This is a genomic window from Lysinibacillus sp. A1 (assembly GCF_000801965.1).
Classification (GTDB): Bacteria; Bacillota; Bacilli; order Bacillales_A; family Planococcaceae; genus Lysinibacillus; species Lysinibacillus fusiformis.
Genome location: NZ_JSZM01000014.1, coordinates 77,589 through 90,317 on the forward strand (window position 1 = coordinate 77,589; position 12,729 = coordinate 90,317).

A 12,729-nucleotide genomic window follows, 5' to 3' on the forward strand; every position below is an offset into this window, starting at 1 on the left:
CTTTGTAAACTTACGTTCACAATTATTAAAAATGAAGTTGGGGGAATGAAACCTTTACAGCCATTAAACGTAAAAAGAGTATAAACGAATGAGGAGGAATGGCAATGTTTAAAAAAATAGCTGCCGATGCATTAGGATTATCTGATATTGGAGTAGTCGTTCAACGAGAGGACTATGATAAAACAGATGCAGATGATTTTATACTACATGAAATTGATGAGAAAATTTACTTTTTAATTAAAACGAAGGCAGATGAATACTGCTTTACAAACCGTGCCATTCTCCATGTAGATGGCGAAAGCGCTATGAGTAAAAAACGATTACTACGTCGCTATGACTATTCTATGTACGCTATTACAGATGTTTTTCTCGAAACAGCAGGAACAATTGACCTTGATGTCGAAATTAAGTTTACAATCGGTAATTCTCCACTTTCCATCGACATTCATAAACGCTTTATTGATGACATTAAAGATTTATATAAAGCACTACATGCGATTAGCTACGAACAAAAGAACAATGCCTATAAGTTAGAAGTAGCAGAAAAAAGCTTACATATTGCTTCTTCATCACTTGGACGAATAGGCAATGATAATATTTCTCCATCAGCATCATTTGAGGCAATTACCCGCTTTGCGAACACTTGGATGATTGATCATAAAGATCAGTACAAAAAAGAAGATTTCTCACATATTTTTGATTTATATATGAATAATTAATTGTGTGCCTAGTAGTTTAGGCTGCTCATGATAGAAAAGAATAGCTCTCTGCGTATGTGGAGAGCGTTTTTTTACATATAATCTCATACATAAAAAGACAAACTAGGAGCGTGACGAAAAATGACAAACGAATTGCAAGTGCTTGACAAAGAGGGACTAGAAAGTGACTTTATACAGCAACCGCAAGCCGCTGAGACATTGTTCGTAAATGAGTTTATAGATGGTATTTTAGACCCTTCTCAAGAAATGCTTGGGCCAGTTAAAGATGGAGGAACAATTATTGCCAATACCACACCTGGCTGCTGGGGACCCATGCTAACACCAACTATACGGGGTGGACATGAAGTAACGAAGCCTGTTTTTGTGGAGGGGGCTGAGGTGGGGGACGCCATCGTCATTAAAATTAAGTCTATTCAGGTTACTTCCCTGGCCACTTCCTCTGGTCATGATGAGGCGATTACAGATCGATTCATTGGTGATCCATTTGTTTCCGTAAAATGCCCAGGCTGTGGCAAGCTCCACCCAAGCACAGTTGTAAAAGGTATTGGTCCTCAAGCCATTCGCTGTTCGACATGTGACACAGATACAGCACCATTCAAAATGACGAATGGCTACACAATGACGTTTGATCATAAAGGGCAAATAGGTGTAACGATTGGACGAGAGGGTGCCCGTCGTATTGCCCTTGATGCCAAAAATTACATGAGAACACCCGAAAACTCTACTCAAAATCCTGTTGTTGCACTAGCACCAAGTGACATAATAGGTGTCATGGCCAGAATGCGCCCATTTTTAGGTCAGCTTGGTACAACCCCTTCAAAGGCAATGCCCGATTCTCATAATGCGGGTGATTTTGGTTCATTTTTAATTGGGGCACCACATGAATATGCCTTTACACAGGATGAATTGGATTTACATCGTACTGATGGACATATGGATATTAGCAGAGTTCGTGAAGGTGCAACGATTATTTGTCCTGTAAAGGTTCCTGGCGGTGGCGTATACATTGGAGATATGCATGCCATGCAGGGAGATGGTGAGATTGCAGGACATACAACTGATGTAGCAGGAATTGTACAGCTTCAAGTTAGTGTCTTGAAGAAAGTAGCATTGGAAGGCCCTATATTACTACCAAATGAGGAAGATTTACCGTATACAGCAAAGCCTTTTACAAAGGAAGAAAAGCGTCGTGCTCGCGAACTAGCAGAGGAATTTGGCGTAAAACAGGTTGAAGAGGCATTCCCTGTATCCATCGTTGGTTCTGGCAAAACATTAAATGAGGCAACTGATAATGCTATTCGTCGTGCTTCCAAGCTATTCGAATTACCTGAACCAGAGGTATTAAATAGAGCAACCATCACAGGCTCTATAGAAATTGGTCGTCATCCAGGCGTTGTCACAGCCACTTTCCAAGTACCTAAAACGATACTGAAAAAGGTCCGAATTTATAAAACGGTGAAAAAACAATACGATTAACCAATCAATTTGTAGGAAAGCAAACTTTCAATGGTTTGCTTTTTTTGTAGGAGTTGTGAGTGGAAAAAGTGATTATTTGTCGGAAATTTGAAGTTAGAATTGAAATGTTATGATGGATTGATATAATGATAAAAGTTTAATATCCATCAATATATAAGTATAAAAAATAGAGAAATAGCAAAGTCGGTGCTGAATGTCAGAATTAGTGCGAATAGGAAATAAAATTGAAAAAAAGAATATTATAAAGCCCTTTATGTTAAAGATGAAGGGAGGCGGACATGCGCCCTCTCGGACAAATTTTGCTGATGCCTTTACTGGAGCGATAGGTGGTCTAATCTGTATTTTTGTGTTGCTTTTGTTAACAAATTATACAAATGCACCTTGGTTAATGGCATCTCTTGGTGGGAGCTGTGTTCTTGTATTTGTCGTTTGGAATGCGCCATTGTCTCAGCCTCGAAATATTATCGGTGGTCATTTGGTTTCTGCATTTATTGGTCTAGTGTTATATTCAACATTAGGTTCGAGTATGTTGTCCATCAGCCTTGGTGTTGGGTTAACTATATTTTTCATGGCCTTGTTAGGCATTATTCATCCACCTGCAGGCGCCAATCCTATCATTATTATTTTAGGAGGCTATAGCTGGAGTTACTTAATTATGCCTGTATTAATTGGGGCAATCATTATTGTTTTCTTTGGTCTGTTAATAAATAATTTAAGAGAAACACGAAAATATCCACAATTTTGGTGATCAAGATGCCATCTGCGAAGTATTCACTTCATAGATGGCTTTTTTTATTCGCATGCATTTTTGATAGGCATACCACTATTTTTTTAGCATATGTTAGGTAAGATTTGTTATATTGAAGAAAGAGTGTTAAAAACATGAATTTTAAAGATAGGGGAAGATCTTTGTTGGTCGAACTTGATGGGAGGCTCCAATTGTATGCTGCTGGACTGTGATGAGCAATTATTCATGACATATAAACAAGGTAATGTAGAGGGTGCTGAAAATTTACTTGCAACATGGCTAGAGGCAGAGGTAGATCTGCAAGAAGATCCAAAAATACTTGGTACTTCGCTCTTATCCAAACGATTTTTAGTAAACGAAGAAATGGCTATGAATATTGCCTTTTCCACAGCACGTAAATATTGGGGCCGTGCATCAACAGAAATGCAAATGTATTTTGACAAATATGGTTTAGATGCAAAATTTGTGAATGATCGGCTCAATGCCTTTTTTTATACGCAAAAAGGAAAAGAAACTTTCTTTGAGCAGCTCTTTGCCCAACATACAATAGACCTTGAACGATTAATTTGGCTGGTTTTTGGGAAAAGAATGCAGATGGAAATGCCAGTGAATGAGCTACAGACAATTATGTTGTATAAATTTCAGGATGAGTATTTAGTGCATATGATGTATAAGGAACATACATCTTTTTGGCATTGGCTGTTCACAAAAAAAGTTTATTCACTTTTTATCCACAGACCATTAGAACAATTCACATTTCTTTATGAAATAATGGGACATTTCGAGCATTCTATGAAAATGAGCTGTGAACATGTGGATAACTTTGTGAATAACTATAAAGTGATACTGGATAAGTGTATAACTCATGTGGATAAAAATAAATCTAGCTGTTTGGCTAAGAAACAGCTACGACTTTACCAAATTGTGACACATTATTGCTTATCGGAAGGTGACTATCATCGCGTCAAAGACTTTATAACTTCATTTGAAGCGGAATGGCGATACTCTATGTATGCTCTAACAGAGAAGGAAAAAGTGTTAATTGCCTATATTTTATTTCATATAGCAAATAGAGAACAGCACAGTGAAAATGTTATACATTATGGTGAATATTTATTAGAGGATGAGCGCTTAAATAATTATGCTATCGAAATTTTATTGGAATATAAAGATCTTTTGCCAAATCGGAAACCTACACCACCTGCAATTATAAAAAATTATCAACTAAATTATTTAGAAAACTTATATGCGATTTTACTTGATCATTATGTAAAAGCGACACGTTATGAAGATGGCTTACTGCTTTTAAAGGAACATGTATTAGCGTCTAACAAAAAAATAAATACTTCTTTAGTACAAAAAAACTATAGCAGTGAACAGCTAATTGCTATTGAGGCATACGTTCAACAGGATATTGCTCTACAGGTGAACAACTCATTACAGCATATTGGTTTGTCAGTAGAGGAGTGGCGACAAAATTATCGTCAACCGGATGTCCCTTACTATATCGTGGCTCAAAGTGCTTCCTTGCATATGCTAAATATTTTACGGGTGTTATTTGTAACGGAGCAATTTGAGCTTTTTGAGAAATTAATGGAAATCTATAAAAAATATTTATTAATTGATGATCATTTTGAAAATCTTCGAGTATTTATTAGTGCCTATGTATAAAAAAATGTCTAATACGTCCTTCATCGACAGTATTAGACACTTTTTTTATTCCAAAACGCCTCTATCCTTTAAAGCCTTGATTTGTTCGGTATCGTAGCCTAATGAACTTAGTATTTCCTCATTATGCTCACCTAGCTTAGCACCAACATGCTTGTATTCTGGTGCAGAGCCATCAAATTTAAAAGGTGAAGCAATTTGCTGTTGTACTGTGCCATCCCCTTTAGGAATCTCAACAATCATTTCTCTTGCTTTTAGCTGCGGATGCTCACAGGCTTCTGGGAATGTGAGAACAGGCTCCACACAACCTTCAAAATCCTCATTAAATACTTTTAGCCATTCCTCATACGTTTTCGATAAAAAAGCATCGTGAACAGCTTCTTTAAAACGAATTTGTGTGTAGTAGGAATCATTGAAAGTATTATCAATCAATTCAGGAATATCCAGTGCTTCACAAAGCAATTTCCGAAATTGAGGCTCTAAACTACCGACAGAGAAGAAGCGGCCATCCTTTGTTTTATAAAAATCATAGTAACTGCCACCGTTTAAAATTTCCTGTTCTGGCTGTGGTACACGTCCACCTCCAATAAAGGCTGAGCCATACATAGCATTTAGTGAAAATACAGCATCCGTCATGCTAATATCAATGAATTGACCATTACCTGTTTTCTCACGTTGAAGGGCAGCGGCTAGTACCCCAATCGCAGCATGCATCGTTCCACCTGCAATATCAGCTAGCTGAATTCCCATGGAAACAGGCTTTTTATCCTTATGGCGAGAATAATCAAGGACACCGGCTAATGAAAGGTAGTTATTATCATGCCCAGGTCGATTGCTATATGGTCCCGTTTGACCATAACCTGTAATCGCACAATAAATTACCCGTGGATTTATTTCTTTAAGAGCTTCGTAGCCGATCCCAAGTCTTTGCATAACCCCAGGACGGAAACCTTCAATTATTACGTCATATTCTTGTACAAGAGATTTTACAATTTCAATAGCTTCTAGTGATTTCAAATTTAACGTAATCGATTTTTTAGAACGATTTAAATGTTGATGGATATATGCTTCATGATCATCATCGTAAGGAGGCATAATTCTTGTTAAATCCACGCGTTTGGAAGATTCAACATGTATGACATCGGCTCCTAAATCAGCAAAAATCATTGTTGCCATTGGCCCTGGTAGTAATGCAGAAAAATCGAGAATTTTTAACCCCTTTAAAATACCCAAATCTTTCAACCCCTTTTTGTGTAGGCTACACGACCATCAAGGATGGTTGAGTAGCGCTTTTCTCATAATCCCCATTGTGCGAAAAGCGTTGTACAAAACTGTAATAATACAGAATATTTAATTTTAATCAGTATTATAACAGAATGAATCTTTCCTTGCCTATGTTAATTTTATTATAGAATAAACAATTCTACTTTTATATGTCAGAATAACAATAAAAGTAAAAAAATTTAGAATTTAGATTTTGTAGCAATTGTCAGACAACTATTGTCAAATATTAGAAAATTCGGTGAGAAGTAAAGAGCTCATTGGATAGAGAAAGTTTACAGGATAGCCATATTATTCGACCCTCTTTATTGATACAATCCTAGGGATATGTTCTAGCGTTTAACGGAAGGAATTTCTTCAGAAAATTCCTTTTCTCTTGAAGAGCTGTTGCTTATAATAGGCACTAATTGTAAAAAAATATAAACATACTAACATATATAGGTGGGAAGTAATGAAATCACATCAGTTAAAATTAAAGCATTTAATTATGGGAGTAGCTATGGCTGCATTCTTCTTTACAAGCATAGGTAGTGTTTGGGGCGGATATAGAATGAATGTTGACTCCATCAAGGAAAATACACTTGAAACAAATCGAGTGTATGCACAGAAATTAGCTTCAACAGCAAACGCTTATCTTCATGAAGCCTTTCAAATTTTAAGTTATAGCGCGAATCAAGTGAGTGGAAATTTGGATGATGAGCAAATTTTAAATAGAGAAACAGACCGTCTAAGATTACAAAATGAAATGTTCAATTCAGTAGTCATAACAAATGCAGAGGGACTTGTTTTATCTGTATCACCGCCCTCCATTGAAATTAAAGGTGAGGTTTTAACATCTCTTGGCGCACAAGAGGCATTGGCCAAAAAAATACCACTAGTTTCTAAGCCTTACGAGGCGATAACAGGACGCCTCATTATTTTTATATCCCAACCTATCTTTTCGGCATCTAACGAGTACTTAGGAATGGTAGCGGGAACAATTTATCTAAAAGAACCAAACGCCTTTAAAACGTTATTAGGAGAACATTATAGTAAGGATGGTTCCTACGTATATGTTGTAGATTCAGATGGACGTGTGATCTATCATCAGGACCCAAGCCGTATCAATGATGTTGTCACAAAAAATAAAGTCGTTCAGGCTGTGATGTCCGGTAAGAGTGGGATTCAAATCGTTGACAACACAAAAGGAGTGAAAATGCTTGCCGGGTTTAGTACAGTGCCTTCCACAGGTTGGGGAGTTGTCGCCCAAAAGCCTTTAGAAGTAGCACTGGCACCTTCATTCGATAGAGTACAGGAAGTTATTATTCAATCTGTACCGCTTATGATTGTGTCAATTGTTATTGTGCTTTGGGCAGCGACTCGCATTGCTAATCCTTTACAACAATTAGCGACGTTAACAGAAGAAAGTCTAGATAAGAAAAATGTAGAAGGCTTAAAATCAGTCAGTGGCTGGTACTTTGAAGCCCATTCGTTGAAGAATGTCTTAATTCGAAGTCTATCGTTTTTACATGGACAGGTTACATTTTTCAAGGATCAATCAACCGTAGATCCATTGACGGGTGTTACCAATCGTCGAACGATGGATGCTATGCTGGCGGAGTGGTTAGAGAATAAGGTGCCTCATGCCATTATTTTGCTAGATTTAGATCACTTTAAAAGCGTGAACGACACATATGGTCATGCTGTTGGTGATAAAGTCCTGCAGTTTTTAGCCAAGCATATGCAATCTGTAGCGCGAGAAGGGGATGTATGCTGTCGTTATGGTGGCGAGGAATTTGTGATGCTTCTGCCGAATACAGCTGCCAAAGAGGCGCAGCAAGTGGCGGAACAATTGAGGGGGAAATTGGCTGAAATGGAAAGTCCATGTGGTAGACCCGTAACATTATCAGCAGGGATAGCCCTATATCCAGAAATGGCTGCTACAACAGAGACGTTAATTGAAGCGGCTGATGGAGCCTTATATGAGGCGAAACAAGCTGGACGAAATCAAGTTAAGATTGCCGTACAAAAAATAAAGTAAAAATTGATTAAAATAAGCTTATATTTTTGATTTTTGGGGTAATTGATTAATGCAAACATCATTTGGGCAAGCTATTTGTAAGTCATTCGCCAAATGACCATAACTATGTTCAAATGATATGTAATTCGGGTCACATCTCTCGATCGACTTGACAAGACGTAAGGTTATCCCCCTTTCCCTTATGACACCACAAGTACGACTAGATGTATGCCTATATATCGTGAAAGTCAAGTGAGCACCGATGCTCCTTGGCTTTTTTGTTGTCGGAAAATGGGATAGAAATATTTGGCTGTATGAGTAGTCTCGTAGTGCTATATTTATCAATAAATTTACTGGACTATTTTACATTTATCTATGAAGATTCACCTGCTCTTGGTCGATATAAAGGGTATGATGAAAATGATATTTGTACGTATCAAAATACATAAGTGAAAGGAAGAGTGGAATGGATAAATCTAAAATCCAAAAAGTAAATAAAGCCTTGATAGCAACAGTATTTGCTTCAAGTGGGATTGCTGTTGTAGTGCCTTCACCACAAAAAGCGGCAGCGGCTACTTCTCCCTTTACAGACATAGATCAATACTCGGTTCATTATAACGATATATTAAAGTTGTATTCTCAGGGCGTAATTAACGGGTTTGCCGATAATACCTTCCGTCCAGATGTCAATGTAACTCGTGGACAAGTAGCAAAAATGCTGGCTACGGCATTAAAATTGGATACTAGAAATGTCCAAGACCCTTATTATAAAGATGTTCCGAAGGGGAGCGATTTTTATAAATCTGTAGCGGCACTGCAAAATGCAGGCATTATGTCCGGTTATTCAAATGGCACATTTATGCCCAATGAAGTAATGACTCGCGGAGAATTAGCTAAAATATTAGTGTTAGCATTCCATCTGGAGGTTTCTCCTAGTTACAACAACATTTTTAAAGATGTAGATAGCAAATCAAGCAATGCAATCTATATTCAAACACTAATCGATTTGAACATTACGGAAGGAACGACACCTGTAACATTTTCACCGTTTGATCCTGTAAATCGTGGACAGTTTGCTTCTTTTGTTGTCCGTTCACAAGAAAAGAAAAATAATGAAACATCTTACAAAATTACAAGTGTCGATGATGATGCCGTTTATATAAATGGGAAGGCTTATAAAGCAGAAAACCTTTCACATATTTTTAACGACTATAATGCACCAGTTTTAAAGGGTGCTTATATTGAAGGTACTCTTTCTAGTAAGAAGATTCTATCTATTTCTAAATTAACTATAAATGCTAGTGGTACAAGCAAGGATTTACTTGAATTCGATGGAGATCATGGTTCATTAGGTGCTACTATCGAAGTTAATGGTAATTATATTGAATTTAATAATCTGAAGATGACTGGTACTATGTTTGTCAATGAAACAGTTCGTCCACCACTACATTTAGGGGCTACTACTTATAATCAGCCTTTATCAATTGGACGTGTGGCAAGTAACAATATCTCATTTATCAACTGGTCAGATCCTGATAATACTAAGGGTGAAGATTCATCTATTAACAATTCAACAAACGATCTTCAGAATTGGATGAATCAAAAACCAGAAAAAGATAAGCCGTTTGTCAACTGGTCTAACGAAAAACAGGAAATGAAAAATGTTGAAAAGCATCTTGAATTTTATAACAGTACTGTTTCGAGACTAGTAGTATCTCAAACAGGTACAAAAATCGAATCCAATATGAAACTACCACGTGTAGACATTATTGGAAGTGTTCGCGAATTTGAAATTCAAGGCTATATTGGTACGTTAAATCTTACTACAGAAACACCGTTAACAATTTATGGTTCAGGAAATATTGATTGGATCAACTACAATAGCCGCACAGATCTTGAATTATATATCTACGGTCGAATTGGCACATTATTTGTGGATAATTTATACGGTAAAATCGATATTGGAGATTATACGTATATCGATAAGGTCATCTTACCTAAGGATGGTTCACCGAATAATATCTTCGACGATTTCCTTGATGATAAAGATAATATAGGCAGTATTACTGACCCAGATGGCAAACCAATTGATAAAGATGAAAACGAGAATCAAAACCCTGATGATAAAACAAAACCTATCGTTAGCATTACAAATGTCAAAGTGCTCAATGGCAGTGAGATTCAGGCGGACTTCACATCCGATGAAGTCGGTACGTACTATTATATTGTCCGTGAAAAAGGTGCCGAGGTACCAAATAAACGTGAAATGGTTAATCACCTTTCAAATGAAAACGTAGCTTATGGAAGTGGTGCCGCTGTAAAAGGTACAAACTCCGTTAAAGTATCCAATCTAGGTGAGAAAAAAGAATATGTCATCTACATCATGGTGGTAGACGGCTCGAAAAATGCATCGGATATTGTTTCTCAAGCGTTCCAGATGAAAGATGCATCACCGCCAGTAGTGAAATCTTTACAAGTTACACCTTTACACGGAGGCACAAGAGCTGAATTCAAATTTGCAGCAAGTGAGCCTGGAGATTATTACTACTATGTACGTAAGAAAACAACAGCAGCTGACCCGACAACGGCAGACATCGTCGCTAACCCAACAGGTCAAGGGAAAGCAAAAGCTGGTGAACTTGGCATAACTGGAATCTTGACAGGACTTGATCCGGAGACAGATTATCAGCTTTATGTTGTAATGAAGGACGATTCAGGAAACTACTCTGTAGATCCTGCTGTTGTAAAGGATTTCAAAACGGGAGAGCTTGATAATATTAATCCTTATGTTGAACAAGGTAAATTAGTTAGAAAGAGCAATAACCAGTTTGAATTGACTGTGAGTGAGGCATTAGATCCTGCAAGTGCTAACGATATTAACAATTACTTATTAACGGGTACCGTAATAGTAAATGTAACTGGAGAAAAAGGAATTAAACCTTCAGCTGTTGAGTATAAAGCAGGGGATAAAAAAGTATTATTAACAATTCCATCTGATACAGGGTTTGTTAATGGTGATACATTACGTGTAACGGTTTTACCAGGTGTCAAAGACTTAGCAGATAATGCATTTGAAAACACAAATACGGTGAAGCCAGGTGACCCTATTCGTAATTATGCTGAGTATCGACATGAAGATACTGTAATGCCAGTAGTAACAATTGTAAATACAATTAATAAAACAGATGAATCTGATGGTTTCCGACGAGCTGAAATCGAATTTAAACCGAATAAGGCCGGGACATATTATTATATGATACTACCAAGTACAGTAGTAGATAATGGCGAAACGAAGACTTTCCAACAGTATTTAACAGATCATAAAATTACAGAACGTGATTTTATAAATGAATTTGGGAATGATTCTAGTAAATCTGGTTATTTCCAAATTGGTGGAAAGGATATTTATATCCAACGAGGTTCGGGTACTGCAGATTTGGAAACAGCTACACAAAAATTCCCTGTCTCTATTGAACAAAATAAACTTGATCCGTTTAATAGTTATACTGTTTACATGGTGCTAAGAGATCGTGGTGGAGAACTTTCTAAAATCGCGGGTCCTAAGACAGTATTTGAAGATACTAAAGCTCCTTTACTACGTAATATAGAGATAAAAGCAAAAGAAAAAGATGATACAAAGGCCACTATTAGCTTCGAAACCAATGAAACAGCAAAAGTTCATTACTGGTTTGTTGAAAGAAGAATTAAAGATAAGGATGGCAATCTAATTGATAATCCGGATGCCAATTTAACTGCACCCGCAGATGAAAAATATTTAGAATCAAAACTTAAAGCTAGCCCATCGGTTGAAAAAATTGGAAAAGGTCTTTCAGGGACATTGGATGCGAGAGGTGTATCCCTTAAACCACATACAGAATATGTCGTTTATGTAGGTGTAGAGGACACTCCAGGGAATTTCACAATCTATAAGGCGAATGATTCATATAATGACCATGATCGAACATCTGATGGCTTGATGAAGCAGAATTTCTATTCGGATGGTACACCACCAAGCATTGGAATGGTTTCTCCATTGGACAATAAACAATACCCAGGACTTATCTATCGTAATAGCGATGATACATTTACAATCACGTTTAATGAAACAATAATGCGTGATGAAAATGGTAAGTCCAAACTTGAAAGTCCAGGTGTTAATTTAGCGGATATTTTGACAATTACCTCAAAGGATATTAATGGTAATGAGGTAGATGTGACAGCTAAATACGAGCAAGTTACTTATACTGTTGGGACAGATACCACAAAAGAGAGTAAGCTCATTATTAAACCAAAAACATTAAGTGATGCAAATCAAACGATAAAAGTTACAATGAAAGAGGAAACTCGAGACTTCATGATTCCAGGCTATGAAGGCCATAAATTTGTCAATACTGGACAATATTTATACAGAACATTGGATGCGAAGTTTATGGAAATTAAACTAAACTATTTGGTTTCTCCTGGTGACGATAGAAAAGTACAGGCAACATTTGATTTACTTGGCTCTGCTTCACAATTCTATGAAAATGGTGAATTACTGAAGTATTACTATTTATCTGATACAGCTGGAACAGATGCTTCAGTTATTACAGGTAGAACTCCTGCACAAGTGATTCAAGCAGTCGTACATGGTTCAGACAGTTCTTTATCAAAGGGAACAGGAACAGTTGGGACAAATGTAGCTCGTGTTACAAAAGAACTTACACATCCGGCTAAATTCTTCAATGGTGACTGGGTGACGATTGTATTAGAAGATAAATACGGTAATTTCCACAAGTTCTATGCGAAGGTTGGTTATAAAGATCCTTCCATTCAATAATTATCAAAAAACCAAGTAG

7 protein-coding genes are annotated in these 12,729 nt (G+C 36.9%); 6 read left to right on the plus strand and 1 reads right to left on the minus strand.

Going from position 1 to position 12,729, the window contains the following annotated elements:
* Positions 1 to 104: 104 nt before the first annotated feature.
* The 4 genes from PI85_RS13330 to PI85_RS13345 all read left to right on the plus strand — a co-directional run bounded on the left by PI85_RS13330 (position 105) and on the right by PI85_RS13345 (position 4,614).
* Positions 105 to 719 carry a PH domain-containing protein gene (locus tag PI85_RS13330; protein ID WP_036122248.1) on the plus strand — a complete coding sequence of 205 codons (615 nt, stop codon included), beginning with the start codon at positions 105 to 107 and terminating at the stop codon, positions 717 to 719.
* A gap of 120 nt (positions 720 to 839) precedes the next feature.
* The gene (locus tag PI85_RS13335; protein WP_036122250.1) at positions 840 to 2,195 is read left to right on the plus strand and encodes an acetamidase/formamidase family protein; all 1,356 of its coding nucleotides are present in this window, start codon (positions 840 to 842) and stop codon (positions 2,193 to 2,195) included.
* Between the two features lie 193 nt (positions 2,196 to 2,388).
* Positions 2,389 to 2,943 carry an HPP family protein gene (locus tag PI85_RS13340; protein ID WP_036122252.1) on the plus strand — a complete coding sequence of 185 codons (555 nt, stop codon included), beginning with the start codon at positions 2,389 to 2,391 and terminating at the stop codon, positions 2,941 to 2,943.
* A gap of 195 nt (positions 2,944 to 3,138) precedes the next feature.
* On the plus strand, positions 3,139 to 4,614 hold the full coding sequence (locus tag PI85_RS13345) for a hypothetical protein (RefSeq protein ID WP_036122255.1): 1,476 nt from the start codon (positions 3,139 to 3,141) through the stop codon (positions 4,612 to 4,614).
* Positions 4,615 to 4,659: 45 nt separating this feature from the next.
* On the opposite strand, the gene PI85_RS13350 is transcribed toward PI85_RS13345, so the two are convergent.
* Positions 4,660 to 5,844 (minus strand): CaiB/BaiF CoA-transferase family protein, encoded by a 1,185-nt coding sequence (locus PI85_RS13350; RefSeq protein WP_036122256.1) that lies wholly within the window; start codon positions 5,842 to 5,844, stop codon positions 4,660 to 4,662.
* A 499-nt stretch (positions 5,845 to 6,343) separates the two neighbouring features.
* Between PI85_RS13350 and PI85_RS13355 the strand changes: the two genes are divergently transcribed.
* Together PI85_RS13355 and PI85_RS13360 are read left to right on the plus strand one after the other, a co-directional pair.
* Positions 6,344 to 7,912: a sensor domain-containing diguanylate cyclase gene (locus PI85_RS13355; protein ID WP_036122257.1), complete on the plus strand. Its 1,569-nt coding sequence runs from the start codon at positions 6,344 to 6,346 to the stop codon at positions 7,910 to 7,912.
* A gap of 445 nt (positions 7,913 to 8,357) precedes the next feature.
* On the plus strand, positions 8,358 to 12,710 hold the full coding sequence (locus PI85_RS13360; protein WP_036122259.1) for an S-layer homology domain-containing protein: 4,353 nt from the start codon (positions 8,358 to 8,360) through the stop codon (positions 12,708 to 12,710).
* Positions 12,711 to 12,729: the final 19 nt, after the last annotated feature.

Coding starts and splice junctions, on each gene's coding strand:
- PI85_RS13355 (WP_036122257.1), top strand. CDS start 6,344: ATGAAATCACATCAGTTAAAATTAAAGCATTTAATTATGGGAGTAGCT.
- PI85_RS13330 (WP_036122248.1), top strand. CDS start 105: ATGTTTAAAAAAATAGCTGCCGATGCATTAGGATTATCTGATATTGGA.
- PI85_RS13340 (WP_036122252.1), top strand. CDS start 2,389: ATGTCAGAATTAGTGCGAATAGGAAATAAAATTGAAAAAAAGAATATT.
- PI85_RS13335 (WP_036122250.1), top strand. CDS start 840: ATGACAAACGAATTGCAAGTGCTTGACAAAGAGGGACTAGAAAGTGAC.
- PI85_RS13345 (WP_036122255.1), top strand. CDS start 3,139: ATGCTGCTGGACTGTGATGAGCAATTATTCATGACATATAAACAAGGT.
- PI85_RS13360 (WP_036122259.1), top strand. CDS start 8,358: ATGGATAAATCTAAAATCCAAAAAGTAAATAAAGCCTTGATAGCAACA.